This is a genomic window from Actinomadura barringtoniae, from assembly GCF_017573505.1.
Classification (GTDB): Bacteria; Actinomycetota; Actinomycetes; order Streptosporangiales; family Streptosporangiaceae; genus Spirillospora; species Spirillospora barringtoniae.
In genome coordinates, this window is the sequence record NZ_JAGEOJ010000019.1 from 18,107 (window position 1) to 41,325 (window position 23,219).

20 protein-coding genes are annotated in these 23,219 nt (G+C 70.9%); 9 read left to right on the top strand and 11 right to left on the bottom strand.

What is annotated here, in order from left to right; genetic code table 11:
* The first annotated feature begins 29 nt into the window (after positions 1-29).
* Positions 30-533 (top strand): OsmC family protein, encoded by a 504-nt coding sequence (locus tag J4573_RS38750; protein ID WP_208261115.1) that lies wholly within the window; start codon positions 30-32, stop codon positions 531-533.
* Here J4573_RS38750 and J4573_RS38755 read toward each other — a convergent pair.
* Positions 451-1,161, bottom strand: coding sequence for a DUF2306 domain-containing protein (locus J4573_RS38755; protein WP_208261116.1), 711 nt, complete (start codon positions 1,159-1,161; stop codon positions 451-453). The two genes, J4573_RS38750 and J4573_RS38755, sit on opposite strands and share 83 nt — an antisense overlap.
* Positions 1,158-2,162: an alpha/beta fold hydrolase gene (locus J4573_RS38760; RefSeq protein ID WP_208261117.1), complete on the bottom strand. Its 1,005-nt coding sequence runs from the start codon at positions 2,160-2,162 to the stop codon at positions 1,158-1,160. The genes J4573_RS38755 and J4573_RS38760 overlap by 4 nt, the downstream gene beginning before the upstream one ends.
* A 240-nt stretch (positions 2,163-2,402) precedes the next feature.
* On the opposite strand from J4573_RS38760, the gene J4573_RS38765 reads away from it, so the two are divergent.
* The 3 genes from J4573_RS38765 to J4573_RS38775 are packed head-to-tail and all read left to right on the top strand — an operon-like array spanning position 2,403 to position 5,193.
* Positions 2,403-3,296: an alpha/beta fold hydrolase gene (locus J4573_RS38765; RefSeq protein WP_208261118.1), complete on the top strand. Its 894-nt coding sequence runs from the start codon at positions 2,403-2,405 to the stop codon at positions 3,294-3,296.
* A gap of 50 nt (positions 3,297-3,346) precedes the next feature.
* Positions 3,347-4,537 (top strand): sensor histidine kinase, encoded by a 1,191-nt coding sequence (locus J4573_RS38770; protein WP_307797254.1) that lies wholly within the window; start codon positions 3,347-3,349, stop codon positions 4,535-4,537.
* Complete coding sequence (locus tag J4573_RS38775) at positions 4,534-5,193, top strand: response regulator (RefSeq protein ID WP_208261119.1); 660 nt, start codon at positions 4,534-4,536, stop codon at positions 5,191-5,193. Before J4573_RS38770 ends, J4573_RS38775 begins: the two co-directional genes overlap by 4 nt.
* 16 nt (positions 5,194-5,209) lie before the next feature.
* Here the strand turns inward: J4573_RS38775 and J4573_RS38780 are convergent, their stop codons facing one another.
* Together J4573_RS38780 and J4573_RS38785 are read right to left on the bottom strand one after the other, a co-directional pair.
* Entirely contained in the window at positions 5,210-6,850 is a 1,641-nt protein-coding gene (locus tag J4573_RS38780) for an alpha/beta hydrolase (RefSeq protein WP_208261120.1), read from the bottom strand.
* A 133-nt stretch (positions 6,851-6,983) separates the two neighbouring features.
* Entirely contained in the window at positions 6,984-7,427 is a 444-nt protein-coding gene (locus J4573_RS38785) for a MarR family winged helix-turn-helix transcriptional regulator (RefSeq protein WP_208261121.1), read from the bottom strand.
* A gap of 86 nt (positions 7,428-7,513) precedes the next feature.
* Here J4573_RS38785 and J4573_RS38790 point away from each other — a divergent pair, with 86 nt between their 5' ends.
* The gene (locus tag J4573_RS38790) at positions 7,514-9,595 is read left to right on the top strand and encodes an MMPL family transporter (RefSeq protein ID WP_208261122.1); all 2,082 of its coding nucleotides are present in this window, start codon (positions 7,514-7,516) and stop codon (positions 9,593-9,595) included.
* Between the two features lie 84 nt (positions 9,596-9,679).
* Here J4573_RS38790 and J4573_RS38795 read toward each other — a convergent pair whose 3' ends face one another.
* Positions 9,680-12,085 carry an ATP-binding protein gene (locus J4573_RS38795; protein ID WP_208261123.1) on the bottom strand — a complete coding sequence of 802 codons (2,406 nt, stop codon included), beginning with the start codon at positions 12,083-12,085 and terminating at the stop codon, positions 9,680-9,682.
* 154 nt (positions 12,086-12,239) lie between these two features.
* Positions 12,240-14,039 carry an EamA family transporter gene (locus tag J4573_RS38800; protein WP_208261124.1) on the bottom strand — a complete coding sequence of 600 codons (1,800 nt, stop codon included), beginning with the start codon at positions 14,037-14,039 and terminating at the stop codon, positions 12,240-12,242.
* An 86-nt stretch (positions 14,040-14,125) separates the two neighbouring features.
* Between J4573_RS38800 and J4573_RS38805 the strand changes: the two genes are divergently transcribed.
* Both J4573_RS38805 and J4573_RS38810 read left to right on the top strand, forming a co-directional pair.
* Complete coding sequence (locus J4573_RS38805; RefSeq protein ID WP_208261125.1) at positions 14,126-14,971, top strand: AraC family transcriptional regulator; 846 nt, start codon at positions 14,126-14,128, stop codon at positions 14,969-14,971.
* Positions 14,972-15,105: 134 nt separating this feature from the next.
* Positions 15,106-16,623, top strand: a complete 1,518-nt coding sequence (locus tag J4573_RS38810) for a serine/threonine-protein kinase (protein ID WP_208261126.1) — start codon at positions 15,106-15,108, stop codon at positions 16,621-16,623.
* Here J4573_RS38810 and J4573_RS38815 read toward each other — a convergent pair.
* Positions 16,589-17,200, bottom strand: a complete 612-nt coding sequence (locus tag J4573_RS38815) for a TetR/AcrR family transcriptional regulator (RefSeq protein ID WP_208261127.1) — start codon at positions 17,198-17,200, stop codon at positions 16,589-16,591. The genes J4573_RS38810 and J4573_RS38815 overlap by 35 nt on opposite strands.
* Positions 17,201-17,252: 52 nt before the next feature.
* Complete coding sequence (locus J4573_RS38820) at positions 17,253-18,914, bottom strand: acyl-CoA dehydrogenase family protein (protein WP_208261128.1); 1,662 nt, start codon at positions 18,912-18,914, stop codon at positions 17,253-17,255.
* A 74-nt stretch (positions 18,915-18,988) separates the two neighbouring features.
* On the opposite strand from J4573_RS38820, the gene J4573_RS38825 reads away from it, so the two are divergent.
* Entirely contained in the window at positions 18,989-19,681 is a 693-nt protein-coding gene (locus J4573_RS38825; RefSeq protein WP_208261129.1) for a DUF1707 SHOCT-like domain-containing protein, read from the top strand.
* Between the two features lie 80 nt (positions 19,682-19,761).
* Here J4573_RS38825 and J4573_RS38830 read toward each other — a convergent pair whose 3' ends face one another.
* Genes J4573_RS38830 through J4573_RS38840 form a run of 3 tightly spaced genes read right to left on the bottom strand, consistent with a single transcriptional unit; the run spans position 19,762 to position 22,402 of the window.
* On the bottom strand, positions 19,762-20,022 hold the full coding sequence (locus J4573_RS38830) for a DoxX-related protein (RefSeq protein ID WP_208261130.1): 261 nt from the start codon (positions 20,020-20,022) through the stop codon (positions 19,762-19,764).
* Between the two features lie 32 nt (positions 20,023-20,054).
* Positions 20,055-21,572, bottom strand: a complete 1,518-nt coding sequence (locus J4573_RS38835) for a flavin-containing monooxygenase (RefSeq protein WP_208261131.1) — start codon at positions 21,570-21,572, stop codon at positions 20,055-20,057.
* On the bottom strand, positions 21,569-22,402 hold the full coding sequence (locus J4573_RS38840) for an SDR family oxidoreductase (RefSeq protein ID WP_208261132.1): 834 nt from the start codon (positions 22,400-22,402) through the stop codon (positions 21,569-21,571). The genes J4573_RS38835 and J4573_RS38840 overlap by 4 nt, the downstream gene beginning before the upstream one ends.
* 134 nt (positions 22,403-22,536) lie before the next feature.
* Between J4573_RS38840 and J4573_RS38845 the strand changes: the two genes are divergently transcribed.
* A complete protein-coding gene (locus J4573_RS38845; RefSeq protein WP_208261133.1) occupies positions 22,537-23,127 on the top strand; it encodes a TetR/AcrR family transcriptional regulator in 591 nt (196 codons plus the stop codon).
* The last annotated feature ends 92 nt before the right edge of the window (positions 23,128-23,219 follow it).

Below are 23,219 nucleotides of genomic sequence, written 5' to 3' on the forward strand. Positions count from 1 at the left end.
GGAGCCTGGAAGCATATGGGGGAGCGAACATGGACCGGCAGCAACTGACGGACCTGCAAGCACCGTTGAAGTCCCAGTACCGCGAGGACCCGAAGACCGCGGTCGTGACGCTGCACGCCGAGGGGGCCTTGGGGGAGGACATCACATGCTCGGTGCAGACCGGCCGCGCGCTCGCGGTGGCGGGCCTGCACCCGGCCACGGGCGGGGACGGCATGTCGCTGTGCTCGGGCGACATGCTCCTTCAGGCACTGGCCGCGTGCGCCGGGGTCACGCTGCGTTCGGTCGCCACGGCGATGGAGATCGAACTGCGGGACGGCACGGTCAAGGTGGAAGGCGATCTGGACTTCCGGGGCACGCTCGCCGTCGACAAGGAGGCCCCGGTCGGCTTCCGCGACATCCGGCTGACGTTCGAGCTGGACACCGACGCCCCCGAGCCTCAGGTCGCCAAGCTCATCGAGCTGACCGAGCGTTACTGCGTGGTGCTGCAGACGATCTCCGGGTCCGCGCGCCTGTCCGTCGATTACTCCGCCTGATCAGGATCTCCACCACGATCAGGTTGACGATCCAGCCGATCGCCTGACCGATCGGGATCATCGACGACGCCTTGTCGCCGATCGAGCCCGCACTGGCGTCGGTGAACGGGACCTGCGCGAGCAGCATCAGCGGAACGAGGACACGTGAGGTGACGGCCAGGAACGTCAGGGCGTAGTTCCGCATCATCCAGTGCTGGTGGGTGCGGTAGTCGTGCCGCCGCGCCGCCCGGTAGGCGAGGCCGCCGGTGATCAGCCACAGGACGGCGGGAACGGTCAGGCCGATCTGCGTGATGATCCGGCCGGACAGCAGGGCCACCGGCACGGCGGCGATGCCGGACGGCAGGACCCCGGCGAACAGGTAACCGCGGCCGATCGTGCGGTGGACCCGCCGGTGCGCCCGGACGGCCGGGATGAACTGCGGAGGGCCCAGGACGAGCGCGATGAACGCGGTGAAGACGTGGACGACGAGCACGGCGAAATGGGCCTCGCCGCTGACGTCCAACCTGCTGCTGTCGATGTTGAGAAGCAGGTAAGGGCTGACCAGGACCACGCCGAAGACCACGGCGACGACGAACATCAGCCAGACCGTGCGAGCGCGTCGCGGGGCGGCGGCCGTTCCGGCGGTCATGGGTTCCTCATGATCGCGGCGGCGACCTGGCCGGGGTGGGAGACGAAGGACAGGTGGCGGGCGCCGGGGATGAGGGTCGGGGCCGGTGCGCCGATCAGCTTCGCGGTGTCGTACGGCGACGAACGCGAGAACACGTCGTCGTCCGTTCCGAAGATCACCTTCTTCGGGACCTTGACCCGCGTCAGGGCGGCCAGCCGGGCGGCGGGCAGGCCGACGATGCCCTTCATGCTCCACAGCGCGTCCTCGGCACCGGCGACCTGCAACGGCCGCCGCCACTGCCGCACGCCCGCGCGGTCGAGGCGGGGGCAGGCCGGGCCGCACTGGGAGCCGTAGATCTGCCGGATCACCCAGTCCGACCGGACCGCGAGCCGCAGCAGGGTCGTCCGGTACGGGTTGGGGAACACGCTCTTCAGGTCGTCGGCGCCCGCCCCGGCACCGGTGTTGAGTCCGTCCCCGTCGAGGAAGACCAGGCCACCGACCCGGTCGGGTGCCCGGAGCGCTGCTGCGGCGGCGACCGCCGCGCCCGTGGAGTGCCCCACGAGCGTGGCGCGGTCCAGGTGCAGGGCGTCGAGGAGACCGAGCAGCTGCGCCGCCTCATGCTCGGCGTCGTACGGGCCGCGCCGCTGGCTGTAGCCCCAGCCGGTCAGGTCCAGGGCGTACACCCGGTGGTCGGCGGCGAGCACGCCCGCGACCCGGTCCCAGGTGTCGGCCGACTCGGCGAACCCGTGCACCAGAACGATCGGCGGGCCGGTGGTGCCCCACTGCTTGTACCGCGTACGGATCCCGTCGGCCGACACGAACCGCAGGCCTGCCGGCTCACCCGCCCGTCCCGCCGTGGCCGCGTTGTAGCCGAAGCTGAAGAGGGTCCCCGCGACGATCAGCACCAGCACGCCCGCGAACACCCGCAGCGCCCATTTCCGCAGCCGACGCCGCTTCGGCCCCGGCTTTTCGCCCGGTTCTGCCGCAGGGGCCTCACCGGCCTCCGTGACCTGCTCCGACATGATCCCCCTCCGGCGATGCTGGTCTCGCACCATCCTCGGAGAGGAGCACCCTCGCCGTCGTCGTCTCCTGGGCGGCTTCCCGCCTACGCTCCCCGACGTACGCCGCCCTCCTCCGGCGCGTTTGTCCCCCGTGCGAGCTACCTCAGGGTGTCCACCACGCGGTGATGATTCCGGGGCCTGCTGATTCATAGCGTCATGCCGTCGCGTGAATCGTCATCAGGTCTTTCCCCGGAGGAATCGATGTTCCGCACGATCAAGTCGTCCGCTGTGATCGCGGTGTGCTGCGCCGTGGCCAGTACCGGGCTCGCCGGCTGCAAGGACGAGGACGACTGGGACCCGCTCGACTCCAACGCGGGCAAGGCCAGCGCCGACCCGTTCATCGGCACCAAGAAGTTCGACGTCGGCGGCAAGGCGGTGAACGCGTCGTGCTCGGGCAATGTGGCGAAGGGCGAGCCGGTCATCGTCCTGATGCACGGAGGCGGCGACTCGCTCGGCAAGATGGCCGCCATCCAGAAGACGCTGAGCAAGGAGAACCGGGTCTGCTCCTACGACAGGCTCGGCGCGGGCGGGAGCGACAAGCCCGATGGCCCGCAGGACTTCTCCAGCAGCGGGAAAATCCTGACCGGCCTACTCGACCACCTCGCCGGCAGCAATCCGGTCGTCCTGGCAGGGCATTCGCTGGGCGGCATCCTGGCCGCCAGGTACGCGCCTGAGCATCGGGACCGGGTGAAGGGGCTGGTCCTGATGGACGCCACCCCGCCGACGATGATCGGTGACATCTCCAAGGCGATCCCCAAGACCGCCAAGGGTCCGGCGGCCGAGGTCCGCGCGCAGAACCTCGCGATCTTCCACGGGCAGAATCCGGAGAAGCTCGTCATCACCGACGGGCCGGTCGGCTCCGCCGGGGACATCCCGGTCGAGGTGATCAGGCACGGGAAGCCGTACCTGGCGGCCATTCCCCAGTACGGGCCGCTGCTGGAGAAGGCGTGGGCGGCCGGACAGCGCACGTGGCTGGCGCTGTCCAGCCACAGCAAGCTGAGCGTCGCCGCCAAGAGCGGGCACTACATCTACCTTGAGCGGCCCGACCTCGCCGTCCGCGCCATCCAGGGCGTCGCCGCACAGGCCTCGCGTTGAATGACGGCCTTCGCCCTTTTCGTGGTGGTCGGGGCCGCTACCCTCGCCCAGTGATCGACTTTCGCCGGCCGGCCGACCTGTGGCGACGTTCCGACGTCATGGTCCGTGACCTGCCGCTGGCGCTGTTCCTGGCCGTGGGGTCGCTGATCCCGGCGTTCCACGGCCACGGGACGAAGGTCGGTGACGTGCCGGAACGCCCGTTCGACGCCCTCGCCCTGCTGGCGATCGCGCTGGAGTGCCTGCCGCTGGCGGGGCGGCGCCGGTGGCCGACCGCCTGCCTGGCGCTGGTGTCGGTCGGCTTCGCGATCGACCAGCTGCGCGGCTACCACGAGTTCGCCGGTACGGGCCTGGCGATCGCGGTGATGAGCGCGGGCGCCCGGCTGGAACGACACCGGCGCCTCACGATGATCGTGCTGGCGCTGGCGTACGTGCCGCTGGCGATCGCGCTGGACCGGCCCGACCACGCCGAGGGACTCGACGGCTTCCTGACGTTCTTCGCGGCGCTGGTGCTGGTGTGGGGGATCGGCGCCTGGTGGCGTTCGACCCGCATCGCCGACGCCGAACGCCGCCGCCGGGTGGCCGAGGTGACCCGCGCCGCCGAACGCACCAGCATCGCCCGCGAGCTCCACGACGTCGTGACCCACCATGTGACGGCGATGGTGGTCCAGGCCGAGGCGGCCCGCTACCTGACCGCCGCGCCCGAACGTCTCGACGCGACGCTGGACGCCATCACCGGCAGCGGTCGGCGCGCCATCACCGACCTGCGCCACCTGCTCGACCTGCTCAATCCCGAGGGCGACGACTCCGCCGTTCCGAGGGCGGGCAGGACGTCGCCGTCGGTCGGTGACCTCCGGGCGCTGGTGGAACAGACGCGGGAGGCCGGGCAGCCGGTGGAGTTCACGCAGGAGGGCCAGCCCGCCGAGTCGTCCGGCAGCGCCGAGTTCGTGGCCTTCCGGGTCGTTCAGGAGTCCCTGACCAACGCGCTCAAGTACGCCCACGGCAGCCGTACGGTGGTCGAGGTGTGCTTCGGCGAACGGGAGATCAGCGTGACGGTCGGCACCGAGGGCACAGGCTCGCGTGGCGGCGTGCCCGACGTGCCCGGCGTGCCCGGGGGGAGCGGGCGGGGGCTGGCCGGGCTCCGCGACCGGGTCGAGGCCCTGGGCGGCGAGTTCGGCGCGGGCGGACGGGCGGGCGGCGGCTTCGCCGTGCGGGCGCGCATCCCGGCCGGGAGCCCGTCGTGACCGACCCGGTCCGAGTCCTGGTCTGCGACGACCAGGCACTGATCCGGACCGGCTTCACGACCATCATCGGCGCCCAGCCCGACCTGGACGTGGTGGGCGAGTGCGGCGACGGGCGCACCGCGATCGACCTGGCCCGCGAGCTCACCCCGGACATCGTCGTGATGGACGTGCGGATGCCGGTGCTCGACGGCATCGAGGCCACCCGCCTGCTGGCGGGCGCGGGCGTCCCGAACCCGATCAAGGTCCTCGTCGTCACCACGTTCAACCTGGACGAATACGTCTACGAGGCGCTGCGTGCCGGAGCGAGCGGCTTCCTCCTCAAGGACGCACCGCCCGCCCAGCTCCTGCACGGCATCCGTACCGTCGCGACCGGCGCCGCACTCCTGGCGCCCGAGGTGACCCGGCGGCTGGTCGGCATGTACGCGGCCCGGATCCGCCCCGCCGAGGACAACCCCGACGACGTCCCGCTGACCCCGCGCGAGCTGGAAGTCCTGCGCCTCATCGCCGACGGCCTGTCCAACAGCGAGATCGCCGCGACGCTGATCCTGAGCCCCGAGACCGTCAAGACCTACGTCTCCCGCATCCTCACCAAGCTCGACCTCCGCGACCGCGTCCAAGCCGTCGTGTACGCCTACCGCACCGGTCTCGCGAACTGAGTTTCATGTTCGGGCGTCAGCTGCTCGTTCCGAAGAGGGGATCGTCGGCGGAGCATTGCAGGCCGTGGGCGGGCAGGCGCTGGTCGATGAGGTAGGCGTCGGTCGCCGGGCGCAAACAGCGGTTGCTCTTGCCGAGGACGGTGTGGCCCCAGCTTCGTACCTCCACGACGCCCGTGCCGGGGAAGCGCGCGGCGGCCGAGCGCATGCCGGCCAGGGACGTACGGCCGTCGTGGGTGGCGTTCACCATCAGCAGCGGCGTGGCGGTGGTGACGTTGAACGGGCCTCGGTACGCGTCGGCGCTGGAGCCGGGCCAGTGCGCGCAGGCCGAGTCGGGCCAGGTGTCGGCCGCTCCGTAGCCGGGCGCGGCCTTCTCGGCTGCCTCTGCCGACTTGATCCACGTGTCGCGGTCCTGGGGATTGGCGGTGTCGACGCACCAGATGCCGAGGGCCTGGGCCATCCCGCCGGTCACGTCTCCTGCGGCGAGGTCGCTCTCCTTTTCGTCGACGCTCGCGGAGGACTTCTTGAGGCGCGCGATGAGTCCTCCCACTTGCTGTATCTGGCTGCTGTTGGAGCCGTTGAGCTGCTGGACCTGGTCGATCAGGTGTACGGCCGACGCCCAGAGAGAGATCGTGGGGAGCGGGAGGCCGGTGATGTGGTCGACCCCGAAGGCCGACCCGGTGAGCTGCATGAACGTCTTGTCGTCCAGGGTGAGGCCCGGGAGCTGAAGCGGATGCTCTGCGAGGGAGCGTCGTACGCGCTCGAAGCGTGCGTTGGCGTTGCCCGCCAGGGGGCATCGCGCCGGGCCCGCACGGTCGCAGTGCTCCAGCGCCGTCTTCACCGCGTCCGCCGCCTCCAGGTGGCTCTTGACGCGAAGTCGTGCGGGAAGAGTGCCGTTGAACGTGGGAATGGGGTCGAGGACCGCGTCCACCGCCACTGCGCGAACCTGCTTGGGGAAGAGCGCCGCGTAGGTCTGCCCGACGATGGAACCGTAGGACAGCCCATAGAAACTGAGCTGCCGGTCCCCGACCGCCTGGCGGATCAGGTCCATGTCCCTGGCGGTGTCGGCGGTCGACGCGTGCTGAAGGATGTCCCCTGCCGTGGCGGCGCAACTCTTGCGCACGTAAGCGTCGGCGGCGAACCACTGGTCGTACTGCGCGGGGGAGGGGTAAACGCCTTCGGGTCGCTTCACGGGCGTCGTTCCCGGTGCGGCCGTACAGGAGATGGGGGAACTGCCGCCCACGCCGCGCGGGTCGATCCCGACGATGTCGAACCTGGCCTGCACGCGCGGGCCGAGCCCTGAGGCGATCGCGCCGAACGTCACCGGATCGGTGATGGCCATGCCGGGCCCGCCCGGATTGACGAAGAGCGAGCCGACCCTGTGGCGTTGATCGGAGGCGGCCTTGCGGATCAGCGCGAGCGTGACCTGTTTGCCCTCCGGCTCGTCGTAGTCGAGGGGCACCTTGGCGGTCGCGCATTCGAAGACCACCTGGCATGACGACCAGGTGAGCTTCGGGACCGAGGGCGCGTCCCCGGACGCCGACGCCAGCCCGCCGAGCCGTACCTCCGTACCTCCGAGCGTGGACACGCCCGCGGCGACCGCACCGATCGCGAGGATCGAGACGATCAGCTTGCCAACGCCGACCTGACGACGCGCCATGTCTCCTCCGGCCTGGTGAGGCCCTCGTGAGGGCTCTCGACGATGGCCGGGACGCTAGCCGGGCGCGATGAAATCCCCTTGAAACGCCATTGCATGAGGCGGAGCGGGGGTGGAGGAGGCGGAACGGGCCGGTTCAGGGGCTGGGCGTGGTGAGGATGTGCCGGAGGCCGGCGTTCAGCGCGGTCGCCTGATCGCGCGGCAGGTCCAGGGACGCCTCGACGTCGTCGACGAGCTCGGCGCATTGCGCCAGGCGGCGCCGGCCCGCCTCGGTGAGCCGTGCGGCGACGCGGCGGCCGCGTCCGAGGGAGGGGTCGCGTTCGACGAGACCGAGCTCCTCCAGGGACACCATGAGCTCGCTCATCGACTGCGGCGTGATCATCACGATCCGCGCGAGCTCGGCGTTGCCCAGCCCGGGCTTCAGGTCGAGGTGGAGCAGGACGCCGAACTGGACGGGCGTCAGGCCGACCGTGCCGAGCATCGACCAGAACCGCCGCCCGACGACGTGACCCGCCTGAACGATCGTCCAGGCGGTGATCTCGTCCGGCTCGGGGCCGGTCCAGACGCGCTGCTCGCTCACGGGGCCTCAGCCTAGCCGCATGAGAAGTATCAGGTGCCTGATGGTACGGTCGAGATCTGCCGAGCCCTGGAATCCGGAGCGTGCCCATGCGTCCACTGATCCGCGGTGTGATCTCCCGGCCGTGGTGGGTGATCGTCGCCTGGCTGCTCCTGGCGGTGGCCGGTGGTTTCGCGGCACCGCACGCGACCTCCGCCCTCAGCTATGACTTCGGGCTCCCGGACCGTCCCGGTTTCATCGCCAACCAGAAAATCCTCCAGACCTACGGGTCCGGCGGCGCGAATGCGCCCGTCCTGCTGGTGGTGGGCGACGGCCGCCGCGACCTGCCGCCACCGGCCGCCGCCCAGGCCGCGCAGCAGATCAGTGCCGCGGCCGGCCCGCTGCGCGCGAGGGTCGCCACGTACGAGCAGGCACCGGACCTGATGTCCAAGGACCGCCGGACCGGCGTCGTGCTCGTCTACCCCGCGCCGGTGCCCGGACCCGAGCCGTACGCGCGGGCGCTGCCGGCGCTGCGGCAGGCGGCCGAGAAGATTCAGGCGCAGACGGGCCTTCCGGTGACCGTGACCGGGCAGGACGCCCTGGCCACCGAGGGCGGCGGCGGGGGACCGAGCGTCCTGGTGGAGACGATCGCGGGAGGGCTCGGCGCCCTCATCGTGCTGGCGCTGGTCTTCGGGTCGCTGCTGGCGCTCACGCCGCTGTTCATCGCGGCGGCGTCCATCCTGACGACCTTCCTGATCGTCTGGGGGCTCACCGAGTTCACCGAGGTCTCGTTCATCGTCCAGTACCTGCTCGCCCTGATCGGCCTCGGCGTGGCGATCGACTACGCGCTGCTGATCGTGACGCGCTGGCGGGAGGAACGCGCCAACGGGCTGGAGAACGCCGCCGCCGTCGAACGGGCGCTGTCGACGGCGGGCCGTTCGGTGCTGTTCTCGGGCGTCACGGTCGCCGTGAGCCTGGCGGCCCTGATCCTGCTGCCCGTGCCGTTCCTGCGCAGCGTGGGCTTCACCGGCCTGCTCATCCCGCTGCTCAGCGTGCTGGCCGCCCTGACCCTGCTGCCCGCGCTGCTGGTGGTCGCCGGACCGAGGCTGAGCTGGCCGAACCGGCGTTCCGGCCAACCCGACAGCCCGCTGTGGCGGCGCATCGGCAACGGGGTCGTCCGGCACCGCTGGGCGTCCATCGCCGTGACCGTCGTGGTGCTGCTGGCGCTGGCCGCGCCGCTGCTCACTCTGCGGCTCGGCCAGCCCTCCAACGACTCGCTGGCATCCACCGGCGGACGCGCAGGTCAGGCCGTACGGCAGATCGAACAGGCGGGGCTCGGAGCCGGGCTCACCCAGCCGGTCGAGATCACCACCGACCGGCCCGACCAGCTCCGGCGGTCCGTCGCCGGGATCGAGGGCGTCGCGGGCGTTCTGTCGCCGCCGGACTGGTCGCGAGGCGGCGGCACGGTCGTCGAGGCCTGGACGAGCCAGGACCCCTCGACCAGCGAGGGCGCGGACGCCGCCGCCCGCGTCCGCGACGCGGTCCGCGCCACCGGCGCCGAGGTCGGCGGGATCCCGGCGCAGAACGCCGACTTCATCGACGCGGTCTACGGGAACGCCTGGTGGATCATCGGGCTCATCGTGATCGTGACGATGCTGCTGCTCACCCGGGCGCTGCGTTCGGTCGTCCTGCCGCTGAAGGCGCTCGTCCTGAACGTCATCTCGCTCGGCGCCGCCTACGGCGTGACGGTCCTGATCTGGCAGCACGGCGTCGGCACCGAGGCGCTGTTCGGCCAGTCCGGCTCGGACGCGATCACCGTGTGGGTGCCCATCGCGGTCTTCGCGTTCCTGTTCGGCCTGTCGATGGACTACGAGGTCTTCCTGCTCGCCCGGATCAAGGAGGAGCACGACGCCGGCCTGGGCACCGACAAGGCCACGGTCGCGGGCATCGCGCGGACCGGCCGCCTGGTGACCTCGGCCGCGCTCATCCTGTTCCTGTCGTTCGTGTCCCTCGCCCAGGTCCCGTCCACCGACGTCAAGATCCTCGCCACCGCCCTGGCGCTGGGCATCGTCATCGACGCCACCCTCATCCGCGGCATCCTGGCCCCGGCCCTGGTCGCCGCGCTGGGCCCGGCGAACTGGTGGCGCCCGAAGCTGAGCCGCGCTCGGCGCGCTCGGTCGAACGTTGAGTGAGCCCGGCCGCGGGGCAGGCCGGGCTTACGCGGGGCAGGCCGAGCTTACGCGGGGCAGGCCGGGCTTACGCGGGGCAGGCCGGGCTCAGGGGCCGGTCTCGCGGCGCGGCATCTCCGGTCGCGTCCGTGAGATCGGGATGACCTTGATGGGCGCGGAGTCGGGCTCGGGTTCGTCGGTGTCGTCCGGCATCGCGGGCGGCAGCATCGCAGCCACCTGGAGCCGGGAGGACACGCCGAGCTTGCTGAGGATGTGCTCGACGTGCGCGCCCACGGTGCGCTTGGAGATCACCAGCTGATCGGCGATCTCGCGGTTGGACAGGCCTTCGGCGACCAGCCGTGCGACCTCCAGCTCGCGCCGGGTGAGCGGGTCTCCGCCGCGTCCGGTGCGGCGCTGGCGGGGTACGGAGGGCAGGTCCTCCGAGCCCGAGATCGCCGCCTCGACGACCTGGGGGAGTAGCGCCTCCGCGCCCATGACGCGCAGTTGCTCGTAGCGTTCGTCGCCGAGCGCCTCACGGGTGGCGGTCTCGGCCGCCCGGTGAAGCTCGTCCATCTGGGCCGTTCCGCTGAAGCGGCTGCCCGCCAGCTCCCACAGCGGCTCGGTCGCGCCGAGCAGCCAGGCCGCACGAGGGTACGCGCCGTACTCGACGGCGAGGAAAAGGAAGGTCTCCAGGCAATAGGCGATGCCGATGCTGTCGCTGAGCGCCGACTTGCAGCGCAACGCGGCGCTGGCCGCCTCCGCGCTCGCCGCGAAGTCGGCGTTCCTGTAGTGGGCGACGCTGCTCACGTAGAGCAGATAGCCGCGGATCCAGCATTCCTTGCTGCCTTCAGGGAAGCGTTGCAGCCCCCGCGCGCAGTAGTCGATGGCGAGGTCGGCCTTGCCCTGCAGGTGGTAGAGGTGGCCGTCCTGGCAGTCGAGTTTGGCCAGGGCCATCTGGTCGTCGACCGCTTCAAGGCGTTCACGCGCCCGCAGGCTCACCTCGGCGGCCTCCTCGAACCTGCCCGTGAACGTCAGCACGAGGTGCTCGTACACCAGCGCACGCCCGGCGGTCTTCGTCTCGCCCAGCGCCTCGGCCATGGGCACCGCCTCGCGAACATCACCGGCGGCGGAACGGGGATCGCTCTGGAACGTCGCCAGATACGCCCGTACGGTCAGCATCCCCGCGCGTTCCGCACATTCGCCGGGGAAACGGTCCAGAACCTTGGTCAGCCAGTAACGCCCCTCGGTCAGCAGGCCCGAGATCTGCCAGTAGCCCCACGACCTGGTGGCGAGTACAGCCGCGTCCCGGTCCGAGCCGGGCAGGTCACAGGCGTACTCCAATGCGGCCCGCAGGTCGGCATGCTGGGCGAACAGCGCCAGATAGGCCGCCAGCTGGCCGTCCTCGTGGAAATGCGTGTCGAAGTCCTGCACCAGGCCGAGATACCTGGCCACGTGGCGCCTGCGCACCTCCTCCTGACCACCCGCCATGGCGAGCCGTTCGGCGCCGTACTCGCGCAGGGTGTCGAGCATGCGATAGCGGTCGCCGCCGCCGTCCTCACGCAGCAGCACAGACTTGTCCACCAGGCCGATGAGCGCGTCCAGGACGTCCTCGTCCGGCAGTTCCCCGCCCGAGCAGACCTCTTCGACAGCCGCCACGTCGAACGTTCCGGCGAAGACCGACAGCCGCGCCCACAACAGCCGTTCGCCCGGCGTGCACAGCTCGTGGCTCCAGTCGATCGCCGTGCGCAGCGTCTGATGCCGCGACATGGCGGTACGCCGCGTGCCGGTGAGCTTGAACCGCTCCTCCAGCAGCTTGGCCAGCCGTTCCAACGGAAGGGCCCGCAGCCGTACGGTCGCCAGCTCGATCGCCAGCGGCATCCCGTCCAGCCGCCGGCACAGCGTCGTCACCAGCTCGCGGTTGCCTTCAGTGATCTCGAACCCCGCCACCACCGCCGCCGCGCGCTGCGCGAACAACTCCAGCGCGTCCCCGCTGCCGGGCTGCCCGCCGCCCTCGGGCACCGGCAGCGGCGCGATCGAACGGCAATGCTCCCCGGGCACGTCCAGCGGCTGCCTGCTCGTCGCCAGCACCGTCACGTTCGGCGCCTCGTGCAACATCAGGTCGGTCAGCATCGCGCACGAGTCCAGCATGTGCTCGCACGTGTCCAGAATGAGCAGCAGCCCGGTCCGCTTGCGCAAATAGTCCAGCAGCGCGTCCAGTGCGTCCCCGGACGTCTGCTCCGGCAGCCCCAGAGCAGTGGCCACCGTATGCGGCAGCAGATCCGGGTCGCGCAGCCCCGACAGCTCGACGAAGAAGACCCCCTCGGGGAACCTTCCGGCAGACTTCGAGGCGACATGCAGAGCAAGCCGCGTCTTGCCCACCCCGCCGGGCCCGACGATGCTCACCAGACGTGCCCGTTCGAGCAGTCCGCTCACTTCGGCGAGTTCCCGCCACCTGCCCACGAAACCGGTGACCTCGGCGGGGAGGGTGCCGGTGCGCCGGTGGAAAGTGTCCATGGTCGAAAGCTCTCCCTAACCGCAGCTCACAATCGTACGCATGTGATCACGACCTGTAAGGAGAACGCCAGACCCGACACAGGCCACAGGAAGAAACAGCCACGACTATTGCGGGCCAAGGACCTTTCCGGCTACCTCCCGGGCGCGGCCGTGGTCAGCCGCCGAAGTCGGCTCGGTGGTCGGCGGCCCAGGTCGCGTAGGTGCGGGCGGGGTGGCCTGTGATCCGCTCGACGGTGTCGTTGACGGGGGCGGGCTTGCCGACGGCCGCCTCCATGAGGCTGAACAGGGCCGCCAGGAATTCGGCGTCCATGAACTGGCTCATCTGCTCGCGGACCGGCTCGGGGTCGAGGTCCTCGACGGTCAGCGGGCGGCCGAGGGCCTCGGCGAGGACGGCGACCTGGGCGGCCTGGGTCAGCGACTCGGGGCCGGTCAGGTCGTACGTCGCGCCCGCGTGGGCGGCGCCGTCGGCCAGGACGCGGGCGGCGACCTCGGCGACGTCGCGCTCGTGGATCGCGCTGAACCCGGCGCGGGTGTAGGGGGCGCGGATCACGTCGCCGCCCTGCAACTGCATCGCGAACGTCAGCGAGTTGATCGCGGGGAACAGCAGGCGCAGGAACGTCCATTCCAGCCCGGACGCCTCGACCGCTTCCTCAACGCCCCGGTGGTACTCGGCGATCACGTCCGGCTGTGCGTCGGCGGAGACGCCCCGTACGACCGCGCCCGAGGTCAGGAACACCACGCGGCGCACCCCGGCCGCGCGGGCGGCGTCCAGCAGCGGACCGACGTCCATGCCGTACCGCAGCACCAGCAGGACCGCCTCAACGCCCTCCACGGCGGCAGGGAGGGAGGCCGGGTCGGTGAGGTCACCGCGGACGACCTGGACACCCTCGGGGAGGCCCGCCTTCTCCGGTGTCCGGGTGAGCGCCCGCACCGGCTGACCTGCCGAAACCAGCTCCTCGACTGCCTGACGGCCAAAGTGTGCGGTAGCGCCAACAACCAGATACATGGGATTTCCTCTCGTCTGTCCGGTATCCACCACTCTATCAGAACGGAATGCTTCATTCCAATTTTGGAGGCCTTGGGTGACGGCGAGGATCGCGCCCGCCACGAGGATCAGGGCGCCGAGCGCCTGGAGGGGGTTGAAGGACTCGCTGAGGAGGAGGGTGGCGCAGGCGGTGCTGACCATCGGGACCGTGAACATCATCAGCGACGCCGACGCCGGGCCGACCGATCCGATGCCGCGGTAGTAGAGCAGGTTGGCGATGGCGGCGGCGCCGACGGCCAGGTACGCCACGTTCAGCCAGACGCCGGTCGGGAGGGCGGTCCACTGCACCTGGCCGAGGCCGGGGGCGGCCAGGACGGCGAGCAGCACCGTTCCGGCGCACGTCGCGTACGCCATCGCGCGCAGGGGTTCGAGGCCGGCCAGCACCCTCGGCCCGACCAGCGTGTAGGCGGCCCAGCAGACGGCGCTCAGCGCGTACAGCGCGTCTCCGGCCAGCCGCTCCGGGCTGCCGCCGCCGCCCGTGCCGAGGAAGAAGACGACCGCTCCGGCCAGGCCCAGCGCGAGCCCGGCCAGGCGTGCGCGCGAGGCCCGTTCGCGGCCGGTGAGGGTGAGGAACGCGGTGGTCAGCACAGGGCTCAGGACGGGAATGAGGATCCCGCCGTCCAGCGACGGGGCCAGCGACAGCCCCCAGAAGAAGCAGGCGTTGTAGGCGAAGACGCCCAGGACGCCTGCCAGTGCGGCACGGCGCGCGGCTCGGGGAGCGGCTTTGGTACGCGTCGTACCGGAGAACGCGACGGCCACCAGCAGCGCGATCGCGCCACCGCCGAAGCGCAGCAGCGCCGCCACGGTGTGAGGCATGTGGTCCACGACCGCTTTGGAGCTGGCGAAGGCGCTGCCCCACATCACCATGGTCACCGAGAGGAGCAGGTAGGGGCGTTTGTTCACGGGCATGCTGCGAGCCTGGCCGCCGGGCCCCGGGCTGTTCTTGAACGCACGAGCGTTCAAGAACATGCAGGCGAAAGAGGGACAATCGGTCCATGAGCAGCGTGGAGTACTGGCGGAACGACGGCCTGGGCGTGGAGGCCATGCGCGCCCGGTTCCGCCGCCACGTGTACGCGCCGCACAGCCACGAGACCTACTCCTTCGGCGTCACCGACGCCGGCGCGCAGGGCTTCCGCTGCAGGGGCGGAACGCACACCAGCAGCGCCGGCATGGTCATGGCGTTCAACCCCGACGAGGTGCACGACGGGCACGCGGCGGCCGACCTGGGCTACCACTACCGCATCGTGCACATCCATCCGCGCGTGGTCGCCGACGTCCTGACCGACGCGGCCGACGGGCGCGCCGCCGCGATGCCGCTGTTCGCCCGCCCCGTGCTCCCCGATCCGATGGCGGCCCATGCGATCAACCGCCTGTACGCGGCGGTCGGCGCCGCGAGCCCGCTGGTGGTGGACGAACGCCTCACGGCGGTCATCACCGCGCTGACCCGCAGTGGCGCCACCCGCGCGCCCCTGGTCCGCACGCTGGACGACACCTCCCAGCGCAAGGCCGCGTTCCGCGCACGAGACCTCCTGCACCAGTCCTACCTGGAGCCGATCCCCGTCGAGGCTCTCGCAGAAGCCGCCGGTTGCAGCCGCTTCGCGCTCTACCGCGCGTTCCGCGACGTCTTCGGCCTGGCGCCCAGCGACTACCAGCGCCAGCTCCGGCTGCGCCACGCCCGTTCACTCCTGGCCACCGGCACCACCCCAGCGGACGCCGCAGCCGCCTCGGGCTTCGCCGACCAGGCCCACCTGGCCCGCTGGTTCCACCGCTCGTACGGCCTCACCCCCGGCACGTTCATCCGAGCCGCCGAGAGCGCGCTTCCATCTGAAAACGCCCCTTAGCGCGAGGAGCGCTGATCCTTAGGCTGCGTCTCGAGCGGGGTCACCGCGAGGGTGATCGCTTGGAATCCAGGTGAGGAGCGGCGATGCGCGTGGGCCGGTGGCGAGGACGGGTCGGGAGATCGCGGTAGATGGGGATGGATCCGTTGCGAGCCGGCGACCCAGCCGGCATCGGCGATTATGTGCTGTTGGCCCGGCTCGGCGCGGGCGGGATGGGCGAGGTGTTCCTGGGCCGTTCTCCCGGGGGGCGGCTCGTCGCGGTCAAACGAGTCCACGAGTCGTACGCGGCCGACCCCGAGTTCCGGCGCCGGTTCAAGCGTGAGGTCGAGGCGGCCCGTACCGTCGGCGGATTCCATACCGCGCCTGTCGTGGACGCCGATCCGGACGCGGAACGGCCCTGGATGGTCACCGCGTACGTGGCAGGTCCATCGCTCGCCGAGGCGCTGGCCGAGCACGGCGCGCTCCCCGCGATGACGCTGCGCGCTCTGGGCGCGGGGCTGGCTGAGGCCTTGCAGGCGATCCACGCGCAGAACCTGATCCACCGCGATCTGAAACCGTCCAACATCCTGCTCGCCGCAGACGGACCCCGGGTCATCGACTTCGGGATCGCCCGTGCCGCGGACGCCTCGGGCGTCACCGCCCGGGCCGGGACTCCCGGCTTCATGTCCCCGGAACTGCTGGCCGGCCGGGACCTCACTCCGGCCTGCGACGTGTTCGCGCTCGGTCTGATCCTGGCCTATGCCGCCGGGGTACGCCCGTACGGCGAAGGGCCGGCGGCGGCGCTCGACTACCGGGTCGTTCACCAGGAACCCGACCTCACCGGCCTCGACCCCGGCCTGACCGGCCTGGTCTCCGAATGCCTGGCCAGGGAACCCGCCGCCCGCCCGACCCCCGCCGCCCTGCTGGCCACCCTGTCGGAGGGAAGCGACTTCGGGGCGTGGCTGCCCGCCGACCTCCAGACCATGATCGCCACCCGCGTGGTGGCGACAGAGGAACCGGTCACCGGCGGTCTCCAAGCTGAAAGCGTCGTCTTTCAGACGACCAGTCTGCGCGATCTGGCAGGCGAGGTCGGCCTTGTGCTTCTCTTCCTCGCGCTCGGTACCGCCTGCTTTTTCCCGAGACTCGTCAATAGCAGCCTTCCCGAGCCGAACAGCTTCTCTCCGCACCCGGATTGGCGTGCACTCATAGCCGGGACGCTGTTCACCGTCCTGGCGCTCGGCGGGCTTTTCGGGATTCTGCAATTCCAGGGATACCGGCGCAGGCTGGAGATCACACCGGTGGGCCTGAGCGTCACCGTCGGCAACGAGCACCACGACTACCGCTGGGCCGAGATCACCAAGATCACGCTGATGGATCGCATGGCGGTGTACTACCTGCGTCAGGCATGCCTGTACGCCCGCCCGGCGCCCGACATCGCCGCACGCCTGGCGAGCGCGGACTCACCTCCGACACGCCACGCCGACCCGGCCCGCGGATGGGTCCTGGTGTGTCGTATCGACGAGTTCGGCGCCCATCGGCAGGTCATCCTGAACACACTCGCCCGCCATGCCGGGGCGGCCTGGGAACCGCCGCCGCCGGGTCGGCTGCCGTATGCCCGTTCAGAAGGATCCTGGCCAATGGTCAGTCAGAGCCCAGGAGCCGGGAGAGGATCGTGATCAGCCGGGTCGCGAACTCCTGTGGTGGGATCGGGTTCTTGACCCAGTCGCGTTTCAGCTGTTCGAACGCGCCGACGACCGCCATCGCGGCCGATCGGTGGTTCTCAGCGGTGATGAGGCCGTTGTCGACCAGGTCCCTGGTCATGTGCAGGGTCATCTCAACGGCCTCGGCGCGCATCCGGTCGCGGCTCGCCTCGACGGTGCGGCTGATCCCGGTGGACTGCTCGAACGCCACTCGGGCCAGGAGGGGATGGTCGGCCAGGTCCTCGGCGGTCGCGACACCCGCGGCGGCGATCCTGGTGAGCACGTCGGCGTCGGGCGGTACGGCGGCGAGCCCGCGGCTCAGCGCCTGGAGATGGCGGGTGTAGGAGAGCTCGAAGATCGCGATCAGCAGGTCTTCCTTGTCGGTGAACAGCCGGTAGAAGTCCCGGGTGGAGACCGAGGACCTCGCGCAGATCTCGCGAACCGTGGTCTCGTCGAAGCCTCTGACGCCGAACAGCTGGACCGCGGCGTCGACCAGCCGGGTCCGCCTGGCCTCTTCGCGCTCCTCGTGCGATTGGCCCGCATAGACCCGCATCCGCACCTCCATCTGAGAGCTTGGGATTTCGGCCGGTCGAAGCCGCCGGGATTCAGGTGAGCTTGGGGACCGCTCGTTCGATGATGGGGGCGAGGTCTACCGAGGGCGGGAGAGTGCCGTAGGCGTGGCCCCAGTCGCCGCCCAGGCGGGTGGCGCAGAACGCGTCGGCGACGGCGGGGTGGCCGTGTCTGACCAGCAGGGATGCCTGGAGAGTGAGGGCCATCTGCTCGACGATGCGGCGGGCGCGGATCTCGATGGTGTCCAGGTCGGTGAGGGAGTCGCGGACCTGGGCGATGGCCTGGTCGAGGTGGCGGTCGGCGCCGGCGGCGGCGTCCAGCTCGGCGAAGAACGCGTCGAGCGTCTGCGGTTCCTTGGCCATCGCGCGCAGGACGTCCAGGGCGGAGACGTTGCCGCTGCCCTCCCAGATGCCGTTCAGGGGGGACTCGCGGAAGAGGCGGGGCATGCCGGACTCTTCCACGTAGCCGTTGCCGCCCAGGCATTCGAGGGCCTCGGCGGTGTGGGCGGGCCAGCGCTTGCAGACCCAGTACTTGGTGACGGCCAGGGCCAGGCGCTTGAAGGCGGTCTCGGAACGGTCGGTGGCGCCGGCCAGGCGCATCATGACGGTGGTGGCGGCCTCGGACTCGATGGTGAGGTCGGCGAGGACGTTGCGCATGAGCGGCTGGTCGATCAGGTACCTGCCGAACGCCTTGCGGTGGGTGGCGTGGTGGGCGGCGACGATGAGGCCCTGGCGCATGCCGGCGGCGGCGCCGATGACGCAGTCCAGGCGGGTCATGTTGACCATCTCGATGATGGTGCGGACGCCGCGGCCCTCGTCGCCGACGCGGTAGGCGACGGCGTTCTCGTACTCGATCTCCGACGAGGCGTTGGAGTGGTTGCCCAGCTTGTCCTTCAGCCGCATGAGGCGGAGGTTGTTGAGCGTGCCGTCGGGGAGGACGCGGGGGACCAGGAAGCAGGTCAGGCCGCCCGGGGCCTGGGCGAGCGTGAGGAAGACGTCGCACATGGGGGCGCTGGTGAACCACTTGTGACCCACCAAGGTGTAGTCGCCGTTAGGGGTGGGGGTTGCCTGGGTGGTGTTGGCCCTTACGTCGCTGCCGCCCTGCTTCTCGGTCATCGACATGCCCGCCAGGAGGGCGGTCTTGGTGAGGGGCGCGCGGAGGCCGAAGTCGTAGGACCGGTTCGCCAGGAGGGGCTCGTACTGGGCGGCCAGTTCGGGGTTCGCGCGGAGGGCGGGTACGGCGGCGTACGTCATGGAGATGGGGCAGCCGTGGCCGGCGTCCACGCGCCAGGCGTAGAACTTGGCGGCGCGGGCCACGTGAGAGCCTTCGCGGGGCGAGGTCCAGGGGGCGCCGTGCAGGCCGTGGGAGGTGGCGACCTTCATGAGCTCGTGCCAGGCCGGGTGGAACTCGACCTCGTCGATGCGGTGGCCGTAGCGGTCGTGGGTGCGCAGGACCGGGGGGTTCTCGTTGGCGAGGCGGCCCCATTCCTGGGCCTCGTGGGTGCCGGTCAGGCGGCCCAGCTCGTGCACCTCGTCGGCGGCCCAGCCCGCGCCCTCGCGTTCCAGGCCTTCGAGGAGGGCCTCGTCGGCGGCGTCGAAGCCGATCAGCGGGGGGACCTGATTGAACACCTCATGCGTCACGATTCCGATATTACACAATCTCACCGACTGTGTTAGATCTGTATTGAGGAGGCCCATCCTCCTTAAGGCTTGTGGTGATCTCGTCCGCGGGGCGGATTGCCGGGCGACGCGCGGGGCATACCTTCGAAGTCATGAGTCAGCCCAGTTCGCAGCCGGGCGGAACGCCCTCCCGGCTGGAGTCGCAGGAGCCGCAGGCGGGCCGTCCGGCGGTCCCGCCCGAGTCGGTCCGCGCCTCCGACGACGAACGGGAGACCGTGGTCGAGCGGCTGCGGGTGGCCTCGGTGGAGGGGCGGCTGACCTTCGAGGAGCTGACGCTGCGGACCGAGGCGGCCTACAGCGCCGTCACCCGCGGTGACCTGGAGAAGATCACCCACGATCTGCCGGGGATGGGCGCACCAGGCGCCGCACCGGCGCCGCTGCAGATTCAGCGGCGGTTCAGCGCGATCATGGGGGACTGCAAGGAACGGATCTCGGGCCGCATCGACGCCGAGCTCACCGCGCTGTCGGTGATGGGCGACGTGGTCCTGGACCTGCGCGGCGCCCAGGTGCCGACCGGCGAGGTCAGCATCGTGGTGACCGCGGTGATGGGCGACGTGAAGGTGATCGTGCCCGACGGGGTGGCGGTCGAGCTCAGCGGCTACGCCGTGATGGGCGACCGCCGGGTGCAGGTCCGCGACGCCGTGCCGGGCCAGCGCGTGCCGATCGTGCGGGTACGGGCCCAGGCGATCATGGGCGACGTGAAGATCGTGGACGACGAGCACCACGCGCCGGTGCGACGGGCCCTCACGTCCTGGTGGGAGGATCGCAAGGGCCCGAACGCCTAGCGGCGATCAGCGACGGCCTCAGCCCGGCGGCCCTCGGTACGAAAGCCTTCGGTCCAGCGGTCTCGATCAGTACGGCGGTCTCAGGACGACTTGCGGTTGGCGGCCGCGCGGGCGCCGAGCCACGCGGTGTAGACGGCGGTGCCGACCAGCCCGGCCTTGCGGGTCTTGTCCACCGCCAGCGCCACGCCGAGCGCAAGCTCGGTCGCGCCGTTGCGCTTGATCCACGCGTCGGTGTCGTTCGGGAACGCCAGCTTGGAGATCGGCTCGAACGCCTTCGGGGCGGCGAAGTGGGCGAGGCCGGTGGCGGCGAGGGCGATCCCGGCGGTGCGAAGAAGAGCCATCGGGGAGATTCCTTTCAGAGGGTTCACAGGGTTCAACGGGTGAATTCGTAGTCGTTCACGTCGAAGGTCCGGCTGCGGCGCCAAACGTACAGCCCGGACTGCGGGCGGACGTACGGCGCGTCCCCGTGACGATCGAAGTAGTAGGAGTTGGACCGGGCGCAGCTCGGCTGCCCGAGGATCGTGCCCTTCATGCGGGTGCGCATCTCGGCGGTGAAGTCGTCGTGCGGGCGGCGCCGGACGACCATGCGGAGGGCGCGGCGCCGGCGGGCCTCGGTGACGCAGCGGACGATGTGCGTGCTGCCCGCCTCGATGATCGAGAACCAGGACGCCCCGGTGACGGTGTACGGCCCGTTCATCAGCCAGAAGTTGGGCGCCAGGGGAGAGGCGACGCCCTCGTAGGACTGGTAGCGGTGCTCGTCCCAGTGGGCGCCGAGCTCGACCCCGCCAAGCCCCACGACCGGGAACGCGGGCATCGCGCCGAGCTGCAGGATCTTGAAGCCGGTCGCCAGCACGAGGGTGTCGATCTCGCGTTCGCGCCCGTCGCGCGTGACGACCGACGTCGGCGTGAAGCGCTCGATCGGGTCGGTGACCAGCTCCACGTCGTCGCGCATGAACGTGGGGAAGTAGCGGTTGGAGAACGACGGCCGCTTGCAGCCGAACCCGTACCGCGGCGTCAGCGCGCGCCGCAGCCGCCGGTCGGGGACCTGGCGGCGCAGGTGGGCGCGGCAGATCGCCTCGGTCGCGCGGACCAGGAACGGCGCCTTGCTGTAGTGCACGATCCCCAGCACCATGATCACCTCGGACGCGACCGTGGTGATGAAGCGGACCAGCGACTGCAGCGGCGGCAGCATCCGGAAGGCGGTCCGCACGCCGCGCGGGATCGCGAAGTCGACCTTCGGGAACACCCAGATCGGCGTGCGCTGGTAGACGTCCAGGTGCGCGGCCGCCTCGGCGAGCTCGGGGATCACCTGCAGCCCGGACGCGCCCGTCCCGATGACCGCGACGCGCTCGCCGCGCAGGTCGTGGCCATGGTCCCAGCGGGCGGTGTGGATCACCTTGCCGGTGAACGAGTCGATGCCGGGGATGTCGGGGTTCTTGGGCTGGTCCAGCGGGCCGACGGCGGCGATCAGGAACCGCGCGGTGATCTCGCCCTGGTCGGTGTGCACGTGCCAGATGTCGGCGTCCTCGTCGAAGACGGCCCGTTCGACCTTGGTGTCCAGACGCAGGTGCGAGCGCAGCTTGTACTTGTCGGCGCAGTGCTCGGCGTAGGCGCGCACCTCCGCGCCGGGCGCGAACGACCGCGACCAGGACGGGTTCTGCTCGAAGGAGTAGCAGTACGTGGCCGACGGGACGTCGACCGCGACGCCGGGGTAGGTGTTGTGCCGCCAGACGCCGCCCACGCTCGGCGCCGCGTCCAGGATCACCAGGTCGCGCACGCCCTTCTGCCGCAGCTGGATCGCCACGCACAGCCCGGAGAACCCGGCGCCCACCACGACGACCTCATGGTCGAACCCGTTCACCGCGCCCTTCCCTCGGCCGGCCCCGGTCATCGCTCTCGCTCCTCGGCCTGCTCGATGACGCGGCGGTCGTGCTCGCCGCGCGTGCCGAACGTGGACCTGTACGCGCGGTCGCCGCCCATCGCGCGCTTGGCGGCCCGTACGACCCACTCGGGCGTCACGCCCAGCACCGGCTGCGCGGCCGCGAGCCAGCCCGGCACCGGGTACTCGGCTCGCCGCCCGACGCAGCTGCGCACGATCGCCTCGGCGACCCGTTCCGGATCGATGGTCGGCAGCCCGCCGCCGAGTTTCACGCCCTCGGTGAGGCCGGTGCGCACCGCGGTGGGCAGCACGGTGCTGACGCTCACGCCCGTGCCCGCGACTTCCTCGCGCACCGCCGCGCTCAGCCCGACGGCCGCGTACTTGCCGGCGTTGTAGACCGCCATCCCCGACAGCGGCAGCTTGCCCGCCATCGACGCCACGTTCACCACGTGACCCCGGCCGCGCTCGATCATCCCCGGCAGGACGAGCCGCATGCCCAGCAGCGGGCCCCAGACGTTCACGTCGAGCGTCGCCGCGCTCACCGCGTCGCTCTCGTCGAGGAACGGGCCGAGCGGCATGATCCCGGCGTTGTTCACCAGGACGTCGACCGGCCCGGCCGCCTCCAGGAAGGCCGCGAACGACGCCCGGTCGGTCACGTCCACCGCGACCCCGCGTACACCCAGCTCGGAGGCGGTGCGCGTCACCGCGGCGCCGTCGCGGTCGCCGATCCAGACCTGCGCGCCGCGGCGGGCGAACGCCTCGGCGGCGGCCCGGCCGATGCCGCGCGCGCCGCCGGTGATGGCGACGACCGCGCCGGGCCGCGCCACGGGCGGATATCTCATCCCCACCTCCGGCTCATTTGGGATACCGAAGGTATTTGGGTCTTGGACAGGGTGTCAATACATGCGTACTCGCCCACGGGGCATGATTGAATACCGCCGGTATCCGGATACCGAGTGCCTTGAGGGAGGGCGAGATGGCACGGCTGACCAGGGCGGAGAGCCAGGCGCGCACCCGCGAGCTGCTGCTGGCGACCGCCCGCCGGCTGTTCCTTCGTGACGGATATCACGCGACCTCGCTGGAGAAGGTCGCCGAGACGGCGGGCTTTTCCAAGGGCGCCGTCTACTCCAATTTCGGTACCAAGGACGAGCTCTGCCAGACCGTCATCGAGTCCGTTCGCGCCGAGCAGGTCCGCGCCATCATGGACGCGTTCCTGGGCGAGGGCTCCGACGAGGACCGGCTGGCCGTCTTCGAGGCCTGGGCGGAACGCACCATCGGCGACCCCGGCTGGACGCTCCTGGAGGCCGAGTTCGCCATCCACGCCACCCGCCGCGACCCCGGCCTGCGCGACCAGGTCGCGGTCAGCGGCCGCAGCTGGGTGAGCGCGCTTCAGCTTCTGCTGGAGAACGAGGCGAGCCGCCGCGAGGTCGCCCTCCCGCTGCCCGCCGCCGAGCTGGCCGACGCCCTCCTCAGCCTGGGCGTCGGCCTGGGCCTGCGCCGTGCCGTCGACCCCGCCGTCTCGCCGCGCGCCCTCACCGACATGATCCGCCTGCTCCTCGCCCGCTGACCAATACGCCGATCTTGCTCTCAGCGCCCTCACTTCGCCCCGCAAAGGGCGCTCAGAGCAAGATCGGCGAACCTGAGACGCCTCGCGTGGCC

Coding starts and splice junctions, on each gene's coding strand:
- J4573_RS38750 (WP_208261115.1), top strand. CDS start 30: ATGGACCGGCAGCAACTGACGGACCTGCAAGCACCGTTGAAGTCCCAG.
- J4573_RS38755 (WP_208261116.1), bottom strand. CDS start 1,161: ATGACCGCCGGAACGGCCGCCGCCCCGCGACGCGCTCGCACGGTCTGG.
- J4573_RS38760 (WP_208261117.1), bottom strand. CDS start 2,162: ATGTCGGAGCAGGTCACGGAGGCCGGTGAGGCCCCTGCGGCAGAACCG.
- J4573_RS38765 (WP_208261118.1), top strand. CDS start 2,403: ATGTTCCGCACGATCAAGTCGTCCGCTGTGATCGCGGTGTGCTGCGCC.
- J4573_RS38780 (WP_208261120.1), bottom strand. CDS start 6,850: ATGGCGCGTCGTCAGGTCGGCGTTGGCAAGCTGATCGTCTCGATCCTC.
- J4573_RS38790 (WP_208261122.1), top strand. CDS start 7,514: ATGCGTCCACTGATCCGCGGTGTGATCTCCCGGCCGTGGTGGGTGATC.
- J4573_RS38795 (WP_208261123.1), bottom strand. CDS start 12,085: ATGGACACTTTCCACCGGCGCACCGGCACCCTCCCCGCCGAGGTCACC.
- J4573_RS38800 (WP_208261124.1), bottom strand. CDS start 14,039: ATGCCCGTGAACAAACGCCCCTACCTGCTCCTCTCGGTGACCATGGTG.
- J4573_RS38805 (WP_208261125.1), top strand. CDS start 14,126: ATGAGCAGCGTGGAGTACTGGCGGAACGACGGCCTGGGCGTGGAGGCC.
- J4573_RS38810 (WP_208261126.1), top strand. CDS start 15,106: ATGGATCCGTTGCGAGCCGGCGACCCAGCCGGCATCGGCGATTATGTG.
- J4573_RS38815 (WP_208261127.1), bottom strand. CDS start 17,200: ATGCGGGTCTATGCGGGCCAATCGCACGAGGAGCGCGAAGAGGCCAGG.
- J4573_RS38820 (WP_208261128.1), bottom strand. CDS start 18,914: ATGGGCCTCCTCAATACAGATCTAACACAGTCGGTGAGATTGTGTAAT.
- J4573_RS38825 (WP_208261129.1), top strand. CDS start 18,989: ATGAGTCAGCCCAGTTCGCAGCCGGGCGGAACGCCCTCCCGGCTGGAG.
- J4573_RS38830 (WP_208261130.1), bottom strand. CDS start 20,022: ATGGCTCTTCTTCGCACCGCCGGGATCGCCCTCGCCGCCACCGGCCTC.
- J4573_RS38835 (WP_208261131.1), bottom strand. CDS start 21,572: ATGACCGGGGCCGGCCGAGGGAAGGGCGCGGTGAACGGGTTCGACCAT.
- J4573_RS38840 (WP_208261132.1), bottom strand. CDS start 22,402: ATGAGATATCCGCCCGTGGCGCGGCCCGGCGCGGTCGTCGCCATCACC.
- J4573_RS38845 (WP_208261133.1), top strand. CDS start 22,537: ATGGCACGGCTGACCAGGGCGGAGAGCCAGGCGCGCACCCGCGAGCTG.